This window comes from Rhizobacter sp. Root1221, from assembly GCF_001425785.1.
Taxonomy (GTDB): domain Bacteria; phylum Pseudomonadota; class Gammaproteobacteria; order Burkholderiales; family Burkholderiaceae_C; genus Rhizobacter.
Map to the genome: position 1 here is coordinate 69,225 of NZ_LMDI01000056.1, position 18,441 is coordinate 87,665.

Here is an 18,441-nt window from a genome sequence, read left to right on the forward strand (position 1 = left end):
ACCTTGCCACGATGCAGCAGGCCCTGTCGCTGGCCCACGCCGCCATTGCGCTGAGCGAACCCAACCCGCGCGTCGGGTGTGTCATCGTGGACGCGCAACGGCGGGTCATCGGCCAGGGCCACACACAGCAGGCGGGAGGACCCCACGCCGAGGTGATGGCCCTGCGCGATGCGGCCAGCCGGGGCGTCGACGTGCGAGGTGCCACTGCGTACGTGACGCTCGAACCGTGCTCTCACCACGGGCGCACGCCGCCGTGCTGCGACGCGCTGATCGCCGCGGGCCTGGCGCGGGTGGTGGCCGCCATCGAGGACCCGAACGTGCTGGTCGCCGGCCAGGGCATCGCCCGGCTGCGGGCCGCCGGCGTGCAGGTGGACGTGGGCGCAGGGGGTGAGGCGTCCCGCGAGCTGAACATCGGCTTCTTCTCGCGCATGCAACGCCAGCGCCCATGGGTGCGCCTGAAAGCCGCGGTGTCGCTCGACGGCCGCTCCGCCCTGGAAAACGGCGCCAGCCAATGGATCACGGGCGACGCTGCACGCGCCGACGGCCACGCATGGCGGCGGCGTGCCGGCGCCATCCTGACGGGGGTGGGCACCGTGCTCGACGACAACCCCCGCCTCGACGTGCGCCTGGCCGACACCCCGCGGCAACCGTTGCGCGTGGTCGTGGACTCGCAGTTGCGCACGCCACCCGCGGCCCGCATCCTCGACGCCCCGGGCGAGGTGCTGGTCTTCTGCGCAGCCGGGGCTGATCCGGCCCGTGCCGACGCCTTGCGCACACGCGGCGCCGAGGTGGCCGAGGCCCCCGGTGCCGACGGGCGTGTCAACCTGGCCGCCGTGCTGGCCCACCTGGGCCGGAGGGGCATCAACGAACTGCACGTCGAGGCCGGCCGCACGCTGAGCGGCGCTTTCGTGCAGCAGCGGCTCGTGGACGAGTTCCTCGTGTACATGGCGCCGAAGCTGCTGGGCCTCGGGCGCGAGCTTGCCGCCTTTGGCCCGTTGACGGCACTGGATGATGCAGTGACGCTACAGTTCCACAGTGTCGAGCGGATCGGCGGCGACCTCCGCCTGCTGGCCCGGCCCTGACATCCCACTCCACGAGTTCCCCGACATGTTCACTGGCATCATCACCGGCCTCGGCCAGATCACCGCCGTCGACGCCCTCGGCGCCGACCCGTCCCACGGCAAGCGTCTCACGCTCGAAGCCCCGCCCGGTTACCTCGACGACGTGCAGCTCGGCGACAGCATTGCGCTCAACGGCGCCTGCATGACCGTCACCACGTTCGACGCCGCTACCCGCCGGTTCACCATCGACATTTCAGCCGAAAGCCTCGACAAGACCGCCGGGCTCGACCGCGCGGGCTCAGTGAACCTCGAGAAGGCGCTGCGCGCCAACGACCGCCTGGGTGGCCACCTGGTGAGCGGCCACGTCGACGGCCTGGGCCGCGTGACCCATTTCGCCCCCGTGGGCGAATCCTGGGAACTGCGCATCGAGGCCCCGAAGGACCTGGCCCGCTACCTGGTCTACAAGGGCTCCATCACCGTCAACGGCGTGAGCCTCACCGTCAACCGTGTCGCCGACTCGGCCACTGGCTGCGAGTTCAGCATCAACCTGATCCCCCACACCCTCGAGCACACCACCCTGGGCAAGCTGGCCGCCGGCCACCCGGTGAACCTCGAGATCGACCAGATCGCCCGGTACACCGAACGCATCCTGTCGTTGAAGTAGGCCCCCCAGTCGGCTAGCGCCTCCTGCCCCCAAGGGGCGCCCGCGGTCGCCCGGGGGACCCGGGCTCGGCGGTAGCTTGATCTGGCGCGGAGCTTCGCTTGCTCTGGCACCCCCGGGGCATAATGCGGGCCTATGCCGATTTCACCGATTCCTGAACTGGTCGCCGAGCTGGCCGCCGGTCGAATGGTCATTCTCGTCGACGAAGAAGACCGCGAAAACGAGGGTGACCTCGTCCTCGCCGCCGACCACGTGACCCCCGAGGCGATCAACTTCATGGCCCGGTTCGGGCGCGGCCTGATCTGCCTGACGCTGCCGCGCGAGCGGTGCGAGCGGCTGCAGCTGCCACCCATGACTCGCCGCAATGGCACGCAGCACGGCACGGCGTTCACGGTGTCGATCGAGGCTGCCACCGGCGTCACCACCGGCATCTCCGCGGCCGACCGTGCCCGCACGGTGCAGGCCGCCGTGGCCAAGGACGCCCAGCCGTCCGACCTGGTGCAGCCCGGTCACATCTTCCCGCTCCAGGCCCAGGACGGCGGTGTGCTGATGCGCGCCGGTCACACCGAGGCCGGTTGTGACCTGGCCGGCATGGCCGGCCTGAGCCCCACGTCCGTGATCTGCGAGATCATGAAAGACGACGGCACGATGGCGCGGCTGCCCGACCTGGAGGTGTTCGCGAAGGAACACGGCCTGAAGATCGGCACCATCGCCGACCTCATCGGTTACCGCAGCCGCAACGAAACCCTCATCGAACGCCTGAGCCAGCGCGAGATGGTCACGGCCCAGGGCACGTTCACGTGCACCGCGTTCCGTGACCGCACCGGCGGCGTCCACCTCGCGCTGAGCCACGGCCCCGTCGATGACAGCGACGAAGTGCTCGTGCGTGTGCACGAACCCTTCTCGGTGCTCGACCTGCTCGACGCCGGGGCCTGCGGCCACTCGTGGCCGCTGCCGAAGGCCCTCGCCGCCTTGCAGGCCGCGGGCCGTGGCGTGGCGGTGCTGCTCAACTGCGGCGACGACGCCAAGACGCTGCTGCCGCGCCTGAGGGCCCTCGACCAGCCGGTGGCTCCGCCGCGCGGCCAGATCGACCTGCGCATCTATGGCGTGGGCGCGCAGATCCTGCGCGAACTGGGTGTCACGCGCATGAAGCTGCTCGGCAGCCCGCGCCGCATGCCCAGCATGGCCGGTTATGGCCTCGAGGTCACCGGCTTCGTTTCGGCCGACTGACCGACGCCCTGTCCCCTTTCCTCTTCCCTCCGTTCGTTCTTTTGCTCCCCCTTCCCGAGGAACCCTCCCATGCAAGCTGCTGACAAGGGCCAGGCCACCGATCTGGATGGAACCGACCTGCGCATCGGCATCGTGCAGGCCCGCTTCAACGAGAAGCTGACCGCGCAACTGGCCACGTCGTGCATCGACGAGCTCGTGCAGCTCGGCGTCTCTGCCAAGCACATCAAGCACGTCACCGTGCCGGGCGCCCTCGAGGTGCCCATCGCCCTCAACGCGATGGCCGAGAGCGGGCGCTTCGACGCGCTCGTCGCGCTCGGCTGCATCATCCGCGGCGAAACGTACCACTTCGAACTCGTGGCCAACGAAAGCGGCAGCGGCGTGACCCGCGTGTCGCTCGACCACGAGGTGCCCGTGGCCAACGCCATCCTGACCGTCGAAGATGAAGCGCAGGCCTGGGCCCGCGCCGAGGAAAAAGGGCGCGACGCCGCCCGTGTGGCCGTCGAAATGGCCAACCTGCTGGAAGACCTCTCGTGACCGACACCCCCAAGAAAAAGAGCGCCGCCCCCCGTGGCGCACCGAAGGCGAACGCGCCGAAGTCCGCCCGCCGCCGCTCGCGCGAAGTGGCCCTGCAAGGGCTGTACGAATGGCTCATCTCGGGCGCCGAGGCCGCCGTGATCGACGCCCACATGCGTGAGCAGGAAGGCTTCGAGAAGTGCGACCCGGCCCACTTCGAGGCGCTGCTTCACGGCTGCATCTCGGAGGCCGCCGACCTCGACACCGTGCTCAAGCGCCACGTCGACCGCCAGACCAACCTGCTGTCGCCCATCGAACACGGTGTGCTGATGATCGGCTCGTACGAGCTGAAGCACTGCATCGACATCCCGTACAAGGTGGCGATCAACGAGGCCGTGGAACTCGCGAAGAGTTTTGGCGGCACCGACGGCCACAAGTACGTCAACGGCGTGCTGGACAAGGCCGCGGTCGACCTCCGGCCCGTGGAAGTGGAAGCCTTCCGCGCGTCGCGCCGCTGATCCACCGAACGCCGGGGAGCGCCCGGCGTGGGGCCGGCGCATCGCCGGTAACCGCCCGGATGTCGTGTTTCGTGTCGGTGTGTTACGAAATCAACGAAGCCGGTGTTTTTTGGTGCCAAGGCCCACCCACATTGCACTAAGCTTGGTTCGTGGTGGTCCTTCGACCACGCCCAATGCCTGCCCATGTCTGGTCCCGAGCCCGAACCGTCCCTGCCAGCCCCTTCCGACGCGACACCCTCCCCGGACTCCGCGACGTGGAGTGACACCGACCTGGGCCTGTCCGCCAAGGGTGCTCCTGCCAAGCCCGAGATCCCCCAGCGGGCCGTGGTCGCCACCGACCAGCTCTCCACCATCGGGCACATCGGCCGCTACGCGCTGAAATACCAGATCGGCGAAGGCGGCCTCGGCCGCGTCTACGCCGCACACGACCCGCTGCTCTCGCGGCTCATCGCCATCAAGACGCTGAACCTCGAGATCTCCGCCGACGAGCGCGACTCCTTCAACGCCCTGTTCCTGAACGAAGCCCGTGCGGCCGGCGGCCTGAGCCACCCGCACATCGTCACGGTGTTCGACGCCGGTGTCAGCGAGCAAGGCCCTTACATCGCCATGGAACTGCTGCGCGGCCGCGACCTGCGCCAGCTCCGCCTCGAAGGCTGGCGCCCCACGCCCATGCAGGCCGCGCTCGTGATCCGCCGCGTGGCCGACGCCCTCGCCTACGCGCACTCGAAGGGTGTGGTCCACCGCGACATCAAGCCCGCCAACATCTTCATGGTGGGCCGCACGCAGCCGCGCGTGCTCGACTTCGGCATTGCCCGCGTGGCGCACCACCACGATGCACAAGGTGAAGGCGACGTGGTCGGCGGGTCACCGTACTACATGTCGCCCGAGCAGATCCGCCAGGAAACGGTCGATCGCCGCACCGACGTTTTCTCGCTCGGCGTGGTGCTCTACGAACTGCTGACCGACGTGCGCCCGTTCCGCGGCAGCTCGCTCACCGAGATCACCGGGGCCGTCCTCGACGTGGAGCCCCCGCCGGCCCACGAAGTGGACCCCAACGTGCCGAAGGCGCTGTCCGACATCGCCGCCCGTGCCATGCAGAAGAACCGCGACGACCGGTTCAGCTCGGCCCGCTCACTGTCGCGCGAGCTGCGCCATTGGCTCGAGGAACACCCCCAGCACGACGCCGATGCCCCCGAGACCCCGGCCGCCAACAAGCGCACCCTCGCCTGGGCCGGTGCCGGCGTGGCCGCGCTGGCCCTCGCAGTCGCCGCCTGGTGGGCGCTCGGCTCGCATGGCGACGACACCGGGGCCCTGCAGGCCACGGCGCCGGCAGCCTCGGCCGTGCAAGCCGCCCCCCCCGCCGCTTCGGCCCTCCCCGTGCCCATGCCGCTCCCGGCGGAGCCCCAGGCGTCCGCACCGCCGCCCGACACGGCCATCGCGTCGGCCAGCGCGCCGCTGCCCGACGCCGCGCCGTCCGCCGGGAACACGGTGGCCCTCGCCACCACGCCCAGCACCGCGCCCGCGGTGGTGCCTCCGGCCGACCTGCCCACGGTGAAGCTCGTGCCCGCCACCACGGCCAAAGCCCCGGCCGTCGAGGCGCCGGCCAAACCCGCCAAGCCACCGAAGGAAACCCCGAAAGAGCGCCGCGCGCGCGAAGCCCGTGAAAGAGCCGAGCGCACCACCGCCGGCGCGCCCGTGCTCGTCACCGGCATCGTGCGCATCGCGGTAAGTCCATGGGGCAACGTCGAAATCGACGGACGTCCCATGGGCACCACGCCCCCGCTCAACGAACTGACCCTGCCCGAGGGCCGCCACACCGTGACGATCCGGAACGATGAATTCCCGCCGTTCAGCGCCTCGATCAACGTCGTGCCCGGTCAACCCGTCAACGTGAAACACCGCTTCGGATCATGACCAAGACCCTGCTGCTCGCCATGTCGGCAACCGCGCTCGTGCTCATCGCCGGTTGCGTGCAACCGCCGCCGGCGCCGCCGGTCGGCCTGCTCGATGTCACCTCGCGTCCGGCCGAGAGGGCGCTTCTGGCCGGCATCCGCGCCTACGAGGACGGCCAGTACCCCGAATCGGAAAAGCAGCTCAACGCGGCGCTGCAAAGCGGCCTCGTCTCGCCGAAGGATGCGGCTGCCGCGCAGAAGCACCTGGCATTCATCTACTGCACGAGCAACCGCACGCCACAGTGCGAAGGGGCGTTCCGCGAGGCCCGCAAGGCTGACCCGGCCTTCGCGCTGAGCCGCTCCGAACAAGGCCACCCCTCCTGGGGGCCCGTCTACAAGCGCATGTCGCCATAATTCGCGGTTCGCGCGGCATCGGGCCGCGCACCGCCCTCATGACCACACCGTTCTCGCACCTGCTGCGCATCTACTGGGAAGACACCGACGCCGGCGGCGTCGTCTTCTACGCCAACTACCTCAAGTTCTTCGAACGCGCCCGCACCGAATGGCTGCGCACCCGCGGTTTCGAGCAGGAAGTGCTGCGCGCCACGCAACGCGTGATGTTCGTCGTGGCCGACACCCGCGTGCGTTACCTGCGCCCCGCCCGCCTCGACGACCAGCTGCGCATCACGGTAGACGTGCGCGAGGCCGGCCGGGCCTCGATGGACATCGCCCAGGTGGCCTGGCGCGGTGACCAACGCCTGGCCGAAGGGGAAATCCGCATTGGCTGCGTGGACACCGACAGTTTCAAACCCAGGCGTATTCCCGGCGAACTGCTGGAGGGGCTCGTCCTGGCGCCGCGATAATGTCGGTTTCACGGAACAACTGACGCCCGGGGGCGTCTGACCGTCGACCTTTTCGAGACTGGATACCGGCTGAATGAACCAAGATTTTTCGATCGTCTCGCTGATCCTGCACGCGAGCCTTGTCGTGCAGCTCGTGATGGCGGGTCTGTTGCTCACGTCGCTCGCCAGCTGGACGGTGATCTTCGGCAAGCTCTTCGGCCTGCGCAAGGTGCGCAGCACCAACGATGACTTCGAGCGTGAGTTCTGGACCGGCCGCAACCTGAACGACCTGTACAGCGACGCCGCCCAGCGCACCGATGGCGCACCGATGGAACGCATCTTCGCGTCCGGCATGCGCGAATTCATGAAACTGCGCGAGCGCCGCGTGGTGGACCCCGCCGCCCTGCTCGACGGTTCCCGCCGCGCCATGCGGGCCAGCCTGCAGCGCGAACTCGACACCGTCGAGTCGAACCTGTCGTTCCTCGCCACCGTGGGCTCGGTCTCGCCGTACGTGGGCCTCTTCGGCACGGTGTGGGGCATCATGCACGCGTTCGTGGGCCTGTCGAACCTGCAGCAGGTCTCGCTGTCCACCGTGGCGCCCGGCATCGCCGAGGCGCTCGTGGCCACCGCCATCGGCCTGTTCGCAGCCATCCCGGCCGTGATCGCCTACAACCGCTTCGCCCGCGACATCGACCGCATCGCGATGCAGATGGACACCTTCACCGAAGAGTTCTCCAACATCCTGCAGCGCAACGCCGGCCACCCGGCGCCGGCACCGGCCGCCGCCGGCCCGGCCTCGATGGGACACTGAACCATGCCCGCCGTTGCCGGACGCGGCTCGCGCCGCCGCACCATCGCCGAGATGAACATGGTGCCGTTCATCGACGTGATGCTCGTGCTGCTGATCATCTTCATGGTCAGCGCGCCGCTCATCACGCCGGGCGTCGTCGACCTGCCCACCGTGGGCAAGAGCAAGCAACAGCCCCCCCACGTGATCGAGGTCGTCATCGCCAAGGACGAGACGCTGAAGCTGCGCTTCGACAACAAGGACGACGGCGCCGCCACGATGAAGAACCTGAAGGACCGCGTGCTCACCCTGCAGGACGGCGACGAGCGTTCGCCCGTGGTCATCTCCGCCGACCGCGCGGTGAAGTACGAGGTGGTCGTCAAGGTGATGGACACCCTGCAGCGCGCTGGCGTGCAACGTGTGGGGCTTGCCGTGAAGACCACCGGTGTTTGAATCGCTTCACAAGCCCATGCACGACCTGCACCTGCCGGGCCTGAACCGCAACGATCTGCTGCCGCGCCAGCCCGCCGGCATGGGCCGCGGGCTCATGCTTGCACTGGCCGCGCACGTGCTGCTGGTCGTGGCCATCGCCTTCAGCGTGCACTGGAGTTCGAGCGATCCCGCCGGGGTCGAGGCCGAACTGTGGTCGGCGGTGCCCCAGGTCGCGGCGTTGCGCACCGAACCGCCGCCGCCCGAACCGGAGCCTGCACCCAAACCCGAACCCGAACCCAAGCCGGTGCCCAAGCCCGTCGAGGCGCCCCCGCCTCCGAAGGCCCTCCCCGATCCGCAGATCGCGATCGAGAAGGAAAAGGCGCGCAAGGAAAAGCTGAAGGAAGACAAGCGCCGCGAAGAGGAAGATCAAAAGCGCGAGAAGGCCGAGCAGCAGAAGCGCGACGACGCGAAGAAGCTCGAGGAGAAGAAGCTCGCCGACAAGAAGCTCGCGGACCAGAAGAAGGAAGATGCCCAGGCCGAGGCGCGCCGCAAGGAATGGCAGGCCCGCATGGACAAGAACCTCGGCAATGACAAGGGTTCCCCCAGCGGCACGGCCGCGCAGACGTCGGGCCCGTCGTCCACCTACGGCGGCCGCATCCGCGGCGCGGTGGAGCCCAACATCACGTTCACCACCGAGCTCAACGGCAACCCGACGGCCGAGGTCGAGGTGCGCCAGAGCCCGGACGGCACCATCACCGGCAGCCGGCTCGTCAAGAGCAGCGGCGTGAAGGAATGGGACGACGCGGTGCTGCGGGCCATCGACAAGACGCAGAAGCTGCCGCGAGACATCGACGGCCGCGTGATCTCGCCCTTCATCATCACCTTCCGGCCGAATAAATAGAGCCCCCTACGGCGCTTCGCGCCGGTCCCCCCATGGGGGAGCCCGCGGTCGCCCGGGGGACCCGGGCTCGGCGGTAGCTTGATCTTTCGCTTCGCTTCGCTCGCTCTCTCCTGGCGTTCGCGATTCGGGGCGTTGCTCGCTGCGCGTCGCTTGCCTCTCACTTTTGTCATCCCGGCGTTCGCCCACTGCTGTCCGGGAAAAAACAGGCTGTCGCCCCGGCGCAGGCCGGGGTCTCCACCGGTGCCGAGCATCCGGGCGGTGGTGAGCTTGTGGCGGCTCAGCCGCTCACACCATCGTCTCGTCCACTTCCTTTGCCTCCCCTGCCACCGGGGCGCCTTGCGGGCCGGGCACCTGCAGGCGACGAATGCGGCGGCGGTCGGCGCGTTCCTTGAGCCATCCGACCCAGCGGCCTTCCACGGTCAGCCGCCCCCACGACGCCAGCGCGCGCCCGTGCCCGGCGTCGAGCAGCCCCATGCCGTGCGTGGGTGCGGGGTGCGACACGAGTTGACCACCGGCGAGGAACCGGCGCAGGTTGAGGCCCAGCGGGGTATCCCGGCCGAACATCAGGGTGCCGCCCGGGGCACGCCAGCCATCGGACCGCACGGCCACCTCGCCGGTGATGAACACCTCGGGGTGCGACGGGCTCTGCAAGGTATCCCCCACGAGCAGGAAACCCTTGTCGCCCAGCGACAGGCCGCTTTCGGGGGCCCAGCGCGGCGGGCCGGGCTCCAAGGCCACGAGCGGTGCGTCACACGCGAGGCGCATGCCCTGGCCGAGCAGCATCTGGTTGCCGAAGAGCGCGTCGCAGCGATCCTCGAACAGGGTGACCTGGCCACGCTTCAACACGCGGCGCACGTGCTGCTGGAACGCCGGTGGGTGGTGCGGCACCGGCACACCGCCACCCGTGACCAGCGCCACCCGCGCACGTTTGCCGAGGCGCAGGTGCACGGCCAGGGCCAGTTCGACGGCGGGGATCTCTCCGCCCACCACTACCACGCTCAGGGCCTGCTCCTCCGACAAGGCCACGAGCGCGCTCCACAGCCGCATGAAGTGGTCGACCGGGCGGTGGAACAGCGCGTTTTCGCGGGCACCGGCGATGCGGTCGCGGTCAGGCACGGCGGGGGAATCGACGCTGAGGGCGTCGTACGTGAGGGTGTGGCCGTTCGCCAGCGTGACGCGGCGGCGCGGCGCGTCGAGGGCGAGCGCGTCGCTGTCGACGAGTGTGGCCCCGGCGCGCTGCGCCAGGGGTGCGAGGGCCACGCAGCAGTCGTCGGGTGTGTGCCGCCCGGCAATCCAGCCGGCGAGCATGCCCGGCGCCACGTGGCGCGCATGGGCCACGAGGGTGACCTGGGTGCCCGGCAGCGGCGAGGCGGCCAGTTCATGCAACACCTGCAGGTGCGCCGGCCCGCCGCCGATCAAGACGAGGTGCTTCATGGGGCGACAGTGTCGCATCCCTGTCGCACCGCCGGGACTCAACCCCTGGACACGGGTGGCAGAAGGCGTTCGAGTGACCAGGCCCCGGGGCCCCACAGGACCAGCGCGATCAGCAGGCTGCCCCAGAAGACGTGCTGCTGCAGCGCCTGCGGTGCGATGTCCGCCAGGCTCAGCACCGCCATCAGGTTGACGACCGACAGGCCGAGTGCCGCGAAGCGGCCGCCCAGGCCCAGCACCAGCAGCACCGGCAGCACGAGCTCGCCGGCCGTGCCCATCACCGCGGCGAGCGCCGGTGGCAGCAGCGGCACGTGGTAATCCTCGGTGAAGAGCGTGAGGGTGGTGTCCCAGTCGTTGATCTTCGTGAGGCCGGACAAGAAAAACACCTGCCCCACGTAGAGGCGCGCCGCCAGCTGGGCAAGGGGTTGAAGGTGTTCGAGGCCCCGCACCAGCAGGCGCCAGGGGGCAAGCAGGGGGTCGAGCCAGGCCAGGTTCATCGGGGGTTCCTCCGGTCGTTGTGCATGCCCGTTGGTCGCATGGAACGACCGATCCTTTCAGGCAGCGATGCGCACTTGCAGCAGCCAGCCGTCGCGCACGGCGGCCACGAGCCACGGTTCGAACACGAACGCGGGACCCGCGCCGTGCAGGGCCTCGCCGAGCGATGCCCCGGCGAGCAATGCCGACGTGAACTGCACGGCCGGACCGTCGACCAGCGACACCTCGGGACGCCAGCCGGCACGCCACACGAGCGCATGCTCCGATCGGCCCTCGGCCAGTGCGGCACGCGCCAGCGGGAGACGGTCGGGCAGGCCGGCGGCGCGGTGGGCATGCCACAGCGTGACGACGGGGAAGGCGCTGTCGACCACCGACACACCGGGCGCCAGGTCGAGGTGCAGGCGATCGGCGTCGGCCTCGCCGAGTCGTGCGAGCGTGGCCGGGTCCGGTGCAGCATCGGCGGCGCCGGCGCATCGGGCCACGGCCGCGTCGAGCCGGGCGCAGTCTGCCAGGTAGGGCCATTCGGCGAGCGACCGGTCGGCGGCCAGGAAACCGGGCAAGTCGCCGCCCCAGGTGGACAGGTCACCCCGCAGCGGCGGATGGGCCGCCCAGAGCACCTGTGCCAGGCGGCCGAACGGCTCGGTACCGAGCATGGCCTTCACCGTGGGGTAGGTGCCGGCCAGCGCCCGCTCGGCGGCACCGGCGGCGTTGGCCTCGTATGCGGCCAGGCCACGCGGCAGGCGATGCGGACGCAGCCCGTCGGGCAGCGCCTGCGCGCCCCGCACCATCAGCCGCTGCACGAGCGCCTGCTGCCGGCGGCGTTCAGCCTCGCGGTTCATCGCACCGCCGCCTGGATGCGTTCGGCCTGGCGGGCCTCGTCGAGCAGCACCGCGAGCGCGGGCACGTCGGTGTCCCACTCGATCAGCGTGGGCACCGGGCCCAGCCGGCGCACGGCATGCCGGTACACGTCCCACACGGGCGCGTGCACGCGGCTGCCGTGGTCGTCGATGACGATGTCGCCGAGATCGCAGTAGCCGGCCAGGTGGATCTCGCCCACCGGCGCGGCGTCGAGGCGGTCGATCCAGTCGCACGCGGCACGCACCGGCTCCACGCCGTCGTTGAGCGCGTTGACCACGAGGTTGTTGACGTCGAGCAGCAGGCCGCAGCCCGTCCGCCGGGCCAGCGCGTTGAAAAACTCGGGTTCATCCATGTACTGGTCGGACCAGGCCACGTAGGCCGACAGGTTCTCCACCAGGATGGGACGGCGCAGGCGGTCCTGCACCTGGGCCACGTTGGCAGCCATGATGGCGAGCGATGCCTCGGTGAAGGCAACCGGCAGCAGGTCGTTCGCATGCAGCACCGGGCCGGCGCCCAATGGCGCGGCGCGGGCAAAACTGGCGTGGTCGGACACACGCACCGGGTCGGTGGCCTCCACGAGCCGGGCAAGCCGGTCGAGGTGCCATGGATCGAGCCCGGCGGCGGCCCCCAGCGACAGCCCCACGCCGTGCAGGCTGACCGGATACAGCGCCCTCGCCTCGGCCAGCACCGCCCGGGCCGCGCCGCCCTCGGCGAAGAAGTTCTCCGAGTGCACCTCGACAAAACCGAGTACGGGACGGGTCTCGATCAGTTCGCCGTAGTGCGCGTGGCGCAGGCCGATGCCAATCGACCCGCCGGTGTTCACTTCTTCTTCGCTTCTTCAGCGGTCTTGCCGCCGAGGTCCTTGCAGGTGCCCTTCGGCACGTACTTCCAGTCGTCGGCGCTCTTGTCCACCTTGGCCTGGCCGGCACAGGAATGCGAACCGGACAGGCTCGCGCAGTCGTTCTTGCCGGCCTCGGCGACGCCGTAGCACTTCTCCTTGGCCTTGTCCTGCGCGGCGACCGGGGCGGTGAGGCCCATGGCCAGCACGGAAGCGAGGGCGGCCGAGACGATGTGGTTGGTGTTCATGCGGAATCTCCTTGGGATGGGGGTAGGGTTCGCTGCCCCGGTAGATCGGACAGACCCGTGTGGGTCGCCCAGTTTCGCGGCTTCTTACAAGCCCGCAAGCATGATGCCTCGAAATCGCGGCGGTTCAAGGGGAGAGCATGGCCGCGTCCAGGGCGTGGCGCACCGCGGCCACCTGCAGGTCGAGCGGCATGCTCGGCAGGCCGGGCCGGCCCACCGCCTGGTGCGGCAGCAGCGGCAGGTGGATGAAACCACCGGGCACCGCACGGCGTGCGAGCAGGTGCTGCTGGGTGAAAAACACGTGGTTGCAGACGTAGCTGCCCGCGCTGTTGGACAGCGACGCCGGAAACCCGGCCCCATGCAACGCGGCCAGCATGCGGCGCAGCGGCAGGGTGGACAGGTAGGCCGTGGGGGCATCGGCGATGACCGGGGTGTCGTGCAACACCGCGCCGGTGTTGTCGGGCGGGTCGGCGTCGCTCAGGTTGACGGCCACCCGTTCGAGCACCAGGCCGGCAGCGCCCGACGACTGGCCCAGGCCCACCACCAGCACCGGCGACAGCGTCTCCACGGCCCGTACCAGCCCGGCCGCCCCCTCGGCATAGGCCACCGGCAAGCCGAGCGCCACCACGACGGCCGCGCCCACGTGCACGCCGTCGAGCGCGCGTGCCACCTCGAGCGACGGGTTCACCCGTTCACCGCCGAACGGGTCGAATCCGGTCAGCAGGATCTTCGGGGGGCGGCGGGCGCGGTCCACCATCGAATTGTGCATGGATACCCGTTCATTTCGGGAGTACGGGAAATCGCCGACGGCCTACCATCGTGACGCGAGAGATCGTTTTCGCAGACCCGCCGGCGTGCCCCGGCCCGTTCAGAGGACGTCCCCACCATGTCCGATCTTTCCGACTTCGTGAACCTCGATTTCGATGGCGACACGCCGGTCGTCCGCAAGAGCGCCCCGCCGCCCGCGGAAAAAGCCCAGCATGCCACGTTCCGCTGGCCCACGCCGCCGTTCGCCGCCTACCCGGACGCCCTGGAGCAGAGCCAGGCGCAACGCTGCGAGTTCGTCGGGGTCAACGGCAAGAAGGTCAACGGCCGCCTGATCTTTTTCGTGCCCGACGACTTCGTCGCCCACGTGCAGGTGCCGCCGGCACGCACGACCATGCCGCTGCGTTTCAGCCAGTTCCGTTCGCTGCGTGTGCTCGACGCACTGCAGCCGGTTCGCGAGGCCGGTGCCGGTGCCCAGGCGCGGGTGCTCGAACAACGCCCGCGCAGCAACTACCGCATCACACTGCCCGGTGGCGGCGAGATGGACGGCGAGACCATCGGTCACGTCGAGAACGGCCACGGCCTCTTCCTGTTCCCGCCCATCGATGACGATGGCAGCGTGCAGCGGCTGTTCGTGCCGCGCAACGCCTACACGTCGTTCGACGTGGGTCCGCGCATCGGCGAGCTGCTCGTGTCGCAGAACATGGCCACGCCGCAGCAGGTCGAGCAGGCCGCCGACATGCAGCTGCAGATGCGCAGCCAGAAGCTCGGTGACATCCTGCTGATGCGCCAGGTGGTCAGCGCCGAGCAGTTGCTCGCGGCGATCGAGAAGCAGGCCAGCATGCCGATGGTGCGCATCGGCGAGGCGCTCACGTCGCTCGGCATGGTCACCGAGGAACAGCTCCAGGACGCGCTGTCGCAGCAGAAGCAGGACCGCGGCGTGCCGCTGGGCGAACTGCTGGTGCGCATGGGCCTCGTCTCGCGCGAGGACCTGCAAAGCGCCCTCGCCCGCAAGATGGGCTACCCGCTCGTGAACCTCGACGCCTTCCCGTTCGAGGAAGACGCCGTGCGCAAGCTGCCGTACGCAGTGGCCGCCCGCGTGCAGGTGATGCCGCTGATGATCCGCGAGGGCCGCCTCGTGATCGCGCTGGACGACCCCGTGCACCGCCGGTCCACCGTGGACGAGGTGGAGTTCATCACCCAGATGAAGACCGTGCCCGTGCTGGCACAGTGCATGAACATGGAGACGCTGCTGCTGTCGGCGTACGAGAAGTTCGGTGCGGCGTCCGTCGCTCGCATCTCGCTCAACATCGCCGACCCCATCCCGTTCGAGGTGCACGACACCGGCAAGCTGATGGAGACGCTCGAGAAGGAAGGCCTCGACGCGCTCGCGCCGGAGGACGACCGCCAGATCGAGCAGAGCGACAACTCGCTGGTGCGCCTGATCAACAACATGATCATCGAGGCGCATGCCGACGGGGTGTCCGACATCCACGTCGAGAGCTACCCCGGCCGCGACAAGATCAAGATCCGCTTCCGCAAGGACGGACTGCTGCGCACGCACCTCGAGCTGCCGCCGAACTACCGCAACGCGCTGATCGCCCGGATCAAGATCATGTGCGACCTCGACATCTCCGAGCGCCGCAAGCCGCAGGACGGCAAGATCAACTTCGCGAAGTTTTCGCCGCAGCACAAGATCGAGCTGCGGGTGGCCACCATCCCCACCAACAGCGGCCTCGAGGACGTGGTGATGCGGATCCTCGCGTCGGCCAAGCCCATCCCGGTCGACAACCTCGGCCTGAGCCCCTACAACCTCAAGCACCTCAAGGAGGTGATGGAGCGCCCGTACGGCCTCGTGCTGTGCGTGGGCCCCACCGGCTCCGGCAAGACCACCACGCTGCATTCGGCGCTGAGCCACATCAACGTCCCCGAGCGCAAGATCTGGACGGCCGAGGACCCGGTGGAAATCACCCAGCCCGGCCTGCGCCAGGTGCAGGTGAACCCGAAGATCGACTGGACGTTCGCCAAGGCGCTGCGCGCCTTCCTCCGCGCGGACCCGGACGTGATCATGGTCGGCGAGATGCGCGACGAGGAAACGGCCCAGATGGGCATCGAGGCCTCGCTCACGGGCCACCTCGTGCTGTCCACCCTGCACACGAACAGCGCACCCGAGACGGTCACGCGGCTGATCGACATGGGCCTCGACCCGTTCAACTTCGCCGACTCGCTGCTCGGTGTGCTGGCCCAGCGCCTCGTGCGCCGGCTGTGCAACCACTGCCGCACGTCGCGCCCGGCCACCGAGGACGAGGTCAACGAACTGCTCGACGACTACCTGCACGTGAGCCCGGCCGACCACCCCGACTTCGCCCGCGACACCGTGCGCGCTGGCTGGACCGAACGCTACGGCCGAGAGGGCCGGCTGATGATGTTCCACAGCCCCGGCTGCGAGAAGTGCGGCAACACCGGCCAGAAGGGCCGGGCCGGCCTGCACGAGTTGATGATCGTGTCGCGCGAACTGCGCCGGCTGATCCAGACGAGCGCCCGCGCCGAACAGCTGCTGCACGCCGCGCAGGTGGAAGGCATGCGCACGCTCCGCCAGGACGGCATCGAGAAGGTGCTGCAGGGGGTCACGAGCCTGAGCGAAGTGCGCGCCACGAGCAATGTGTAGCGGCCTCGAAATGAATGGCGGGTCAGGTTTGCCAAATTCGACCAGGCATGGCCCTCAAGTCGCCCGCTGGCGGGCCGTAAAGACAGGCAGTCGTACCCCTATGTCGCGCGCCGCCGTGCGCGCGTCTGATCGCGTCATCCCAGAAAGCCCTCGCCCATGAAATTCTCAGACCTCAAGCTTGGCGCCAAGCTCGGCACCGCGTTTCTTGCCGTGGTGCTCCTGACCACGGCCGTCGGCACGTTCTCGGTGATCCAGCTGTCGCGCCTGAACAGCAACACGGCCGACATCGCCGGCAACTGGTTGCCCGGGGTGTTGATCGCCACCGACATCCGCGGCACGCTGAACACGGCACGCCGCGCGCAGGTCGACCTCGTGCTGGCCGCCGATGCCAAACAGTCCGAAGCGGCGCAGAAGTCGTTTGCCATCGCCACGAAACGCCTCGACGAGCAGATGGCCGATTTCGAGAAGCACATGTCCTCCGATGCGGAGCGCGAAGGGTTCCAGCAGCTGAAGTCCGACCGGGTCTCCTTCGACGCCGCCCACCGCAAGCTCGCTGAACTGGCCGCCGGTGGCGAGGCGCAGTTCCCCGAGGCCCGCGCGTGGCTCCAGGGCGAGGCCTCCGGCAACTTCAACCAGCTGGTGGCCACCAGCACCCAGCTGGCCGACGCCAACATCAACGGCGCTGCCGGCGCGGGCAAACAGGCCGAGGCCACCTTCCACAGCGCCCGCGCCTGGATCATCTCGTTCGTCGCGGCCGCCGTGGCGATGGCCGCGCTGATGGCCGTGTGGATCACGCGCCTGATCACCCGCCCCGTGGCCCGTGCCGTGCGTGCGGCCGAGAGCATCGCCGCCGGCGACCTGACGGTGGACCTGAGCGCCACCGGCAAGGACGAGACCGCGGTGCTGCTGCAGACCCTGTCCGGCATGAAGGACCGCCTCGCGCAGATCGTGGGCGGCGTGCGCCAGAACGCCGACGGCGTGGCCACCGCCAGTGCCGAGATCGCCTCGGGCAACACCAACCTGAGCGCCCGCACCGAACAGCAGGCGAGCGCGCTGGAGGAAACGGCCGCGTCGATGGAAGAGCTGTCGAGCACCGTCAAGCAGAACGCCGACAACGCCCGCCAGGCCAACCAGCTCGCGATGGGCGCCTCCACGGTGGCCGTTCAAGGCGGTGAAGTGGTGAGCCGCGTGGTGGACACGATGAAGGGCATCAACGCCAGCTCGAAGAAGATCGTCGACATCATCAGCGTCATCGACGGCATCGCGTTCCAGACGAACATCCTCGCGCTGAACGCCGCGGTGGAAGACATCATCAGCGTCATCGACGGCATCGCGTTCCAGACGAACATCCTCGCGCTGAACGCCGCGGTGGAAGCCGCACGCGCAGGCGAACAGGGCCGCGGATTCGCGGTGGTGGCCAGCGAGGTGCGTTCGCTCGCGCAACGCAGCGCGGAAGCCGCCAAGGAGATCAAGACCCTCATCAGCGACAGCGTCGAACGCGTGGACCAGGGCACGACCCTCGTGGACCAGGCCGGTGTCACGATGCAGGAGGTGGTGTCGTCGATCCGCCGGGTCACCGACATCATGGGCGAGATCAGCGCCGCCAGCGCCGAACAGAGCAGCGGCGTGGCCCAGGTAGGTGAAGCCGTGACCCAGATGGACCAGGCCACGCAGCAGAACGCCGCGCTGGTGGAAGAATCCGCGGCCGCCGCCGAGAGCCTCAAGACCCAGGCGCGTGCGCTGCTGGACGCCGTGTCGGTGTTCAAGCTCGACCAGGGCTTTCGTGCCGCGGCGCCGGTGAGCGTGCCGATGGTGGGGCAGAAGGCCGAGGCCAGGCAGCCCCTGGTGGAACGCCGCAGCCCGAACCGTGCCACCAACGTCGTGCGGCCGGCTTTCAAGGCCGCCGCGCCGAAGGCCCTGCCGGCTCCGGTGGCTACCGCGCCGAAGGTGGTTCCGACTGCAGCGGCGTCGAACACGGGCACGGATGACTGGGAGTCGTTCTGACGGGGGCAACCCCGTCACCCCGGCGCACGCCGGGGCCCACTGGTCGCTGCGAGTTGCGTTTTCTCGCTGCGCGAGGCCGCGCCGGGTCTCGGCCCGGCAGCCGAGTCCCTTCTTGTTCTGGTGAAAAAGAAGGAACCAAGANGCCGGGTCTCGGCCCGGCAGCCGAGTCCCTTCTTGTTCTGGTGAAAAAGAAGGAACCAAGAAAACACCTCAACACCAGCTTCCCAGACCTTTGCCCAGACGCTTCGGCTGAGCGGGACTCGCTCGGTGTACGCCGAGGACTCGATCAAGCCAGGACGT

General features: G+C 69.3%; 19 protein-coding genes. 13 read left to right on the forward strand and 6 right to left on the reverse strand.

Annotated features, from left to right (window positions below):
• The first annotated feature begins 11 nt into the window (after positions 1-11).
• The 11 genes from ribD (at position 12) to tolA (ending at position 8,837) form a co-directional block, all read left to right on the forward strand.
• Complete coding sequence (gene ribD, locus ASC87_RS26400) at positions 12-1,082, forward strand: bifunctional diaminohydroxyphosphoribosylaminopyrimidine deaminase/5-amino-6-(5-phosphoribosylamino)uracil reductase RibD (RefSeq protein WP_056670490.1); 1,071 nt, start codon at positions 12-14, stop codon at positions 1,080-1,082.
• A 25-nt stretch (positions 1,083-1,107) separates the two neighbouring features.
• Positions 1,108-1,725, forward strand: coding sequence for a riboflavin synthase (locus ASC87_RS26405; RefSeq protein WP_056670043.1), 618 nt, complete (start codon positions 1,108-1,110; stop codon positions 1,723-1,725).
• 132 nt (positions 1,726-1,857) lie between these two features.
• Entirely contained in the window at positions 1,858-2,952 is a 1,095-nt protein-coding gene (ribBA, locus tag ASC87_RS26410) for a bifunctional 3,4-dihydroxy-2-butanone-4-phosphate synthase/GTP cyclohydrolase II (protein WP_056670047.1), read from the forward strand.
• Between the two features lie 69 nt (positions 2,953-3,021).
• Positions 3,022-3,486 carry a 6,7-dimethyl-8-ribityllumazine synthase gene (gene ribH / locus ASC87_RS26415; RefSeq protein WP_056670053.1) on the forward strand — a complete coding sequence of 155 codons (465 nt, stop codon included), beginning with the start codon at positions 3,022-3,024 and terminating at the stop codon, positions 3,484-3,486.
• Positions 3,483-3,983: a transcription antitermination factor NusB gene (gene nusB, locus ASC87_RS26420; protein ID WP_056670056.1), complete on the forward strand. Its 501-nt coding sequence runs from the start codon at positions 3,483-3,485 to the stop codon at positions 3,981-3,983. Before ribH ends, nusB begins: the two co-directional genes overlap by 4 nt.
• Positions 3,984-4,166: 183 nt before the next feature.
• On the forward strand, positions 4,167-5,897 hold the full coding sequence (locus tag ASC87_RS26425) for a serine/threonine-protein kinase (protein ID WP_082568972.1): 1,731 nt from the start codon (positions 4,167-4,169) through the stop codon (positions 5,895-5,897).
• The gene (locus ASC87_RS26430; protein WP_056670063.1) at positions 5,894-6,289 is read left to right on the forward strand and encodes a TssQ family T6SS-associated lipoprotein; all 396 of its coding nucleotides are present in this window, start codon (positions 5,894-5,896) and stop codon (positions 6,287-6,289) included. Before ASC87_RS26425 ends, ASC87_RS26430 begins: the two co-directional genes overlap by 4 nt.
• 38 nt (positions 6,290-6,327) lie before the next feature.
• Positions 6,328-6,738: a tol-pal system-associated acyl-CoA thioesterase gene (gene ybgC / locus ASC87_RS26435; RefSeq protein WP_056670066.1), complete on the forward strand. Its 411-nt coding sequence runs from the start codon at positions 6,328-6,330 to the stop codon at positions 6,736-6,738.
• A 73-nt stretch (positions 6,739-6,811) separates the two neighbouring features.
• Complete coding sequence (gene tolQ / locus ASC87_RS26440; protein WP_056670069.1) at positions 6,812-7,528, forward strand: protein TolQ; 717 nt, start codon at positions 6,812-6,814, stop codon at positions 7,526-7,528.
• A 3-nt stretch (positions 7,529-7,531) separates the two neighbouring features.
• Positions 7,532-7,957, forward strand: a complete 426-nt coding sequence (locus ASC87_RS26445; RefSeq protein WP_056670078.1) for an ExbD/TolR family protein — start codon at positions 7,532-7,534, stop codon at positions 7,955-7,957.
• Positions 7,950-8,837, forward strand: a complete 888-nt coding sequence (gene tolA, locus ASC87_RS26450; protein ID WP_235582306.1) for a cell envelope integrity protein TolA — start codon at positions 7,950-7,952, stop codon at positions 8,835-8,837. Before ASC87_RS26445 ends, tolA begins: the two co-directional genes overlap by 8 nt.
• Positions 8,838-9,122: 285 nt before the next feature.
• Here the strand turns inward: tolA and ASC87_RS26455 are convergent, their stop codons facing one another.
• From ASC87_RS26455 to pcp, 6 genes are all read right to left on the reverse strand, one after another.
• Positions 9,123-10,271, reverse strand: coding sequence for an NAD(P)/FAD-dependent oxidoreductase (locus tag ASC87_RS26455; RefSeq protein WP_162255211.1), 1,149 nt, complete (start codon positions 10,269-10,271; stop codon positions 9,123-9,125).
• Positions 10,272-10,309: 38 nt separating this feature from the next.
• Entirely contained in the window at positions 10,310-10,765 is a 456-nt protein-coding gene (locus ASC87_RS26460) for a DoxX family protein (RefSeq protein WP_056670088.1), read from the reverse strand.
• A gap of 57 nt (positions 10,766-10,822) precedes the next feature.
• Positions 10,823-11,602, reverse strand: a complete 780-nt coding sequence (locus ASC87_RS26465) for a putative DNA-binding domain-containing protein (RefSeq protein WP_056670094.1) — start codon at positions 11,600-11,602, stop codon at positions 10,823-10,825.
• The gene (locus ASC87_RS26470) at positions 11,599-12,444 is read right to left on the reverse strand and encodes a DUF692 domain-containing protein (RefSeq protein WP_056670100.1); all 846 of its coding nucleotides are present in this window, start codon (positions 12,442-12,444) and stop codon (positions 11,599-11,601) included. Before ASC87_RS26470 ends, ASC87_RS26465 begins: the two co-directional genes overlap by 4 nt.
• Positions 12,441-12,707, reverse strand: coding sequence for a DUF2282 domain-containing protein (locus tag ASC87_RS26475; protein WP_056670103.1), 267 nt, complete (start codon positions 12,705-12,707; stop codon positions 12,441-12,443). The genes ASC87_RS26470 and ASC87_RS26475 overlap by 4 nt, the downstream gene beginning before the upstream one ends.
• 124 nt (positions 12,708-12,831) lie before the next feature.
• Positions 12,832-13,473 carry a pyroglutamyl-peptidase I gene (gene pcp / locus ASC87_RS26480; RefSeq protein WP_235582307.1) on the reverse strand — a complete coding sequence of 214 codons (642 nt, stop codon included), beginning with the start codon at positions 13,471-13,473 and terminating at the stop codon, positions 12,832-12,834.
• Positions 13,474-13,590: 117 nt separating this feature from the next.
• Here pcp and ASC87_RS26485 point away from each other — a divergent pair, with 117 nt between their 5' ends.
• Both ASC87_RS26485 and ASC87_RS33535 read left to right on the forward strand, forming a co-directional pair.
• The gene (locus ASC87_RS26485; RefSeq protein ID WP_082568974.1) at positions 13,591-16,137 is read left to right on the forward strand and encodes an ATPase, T2SS/T4P/T4SS family; all 2,547 of its coding nucleotides are present in this window, start codon (positions 13,591-13,593) and stop codon (positions 16,135-16,137) included.
• Between the two features lie 156 nt (positions 16,138-16,293).
• Positions 16,294-18,141, forward strand: a complete 1,848-nt coding sequence (locus ASC87_RS33535) for a methyl-accepting chemotaxis protein (protein ID WP_056670105.1) — start codon at positions 16,294-16,296, stop codon at positions 18,139-18,141.
• The last annotated feature ends 300 nt before the right edge of the window (positions 18,142-18,441 follow it).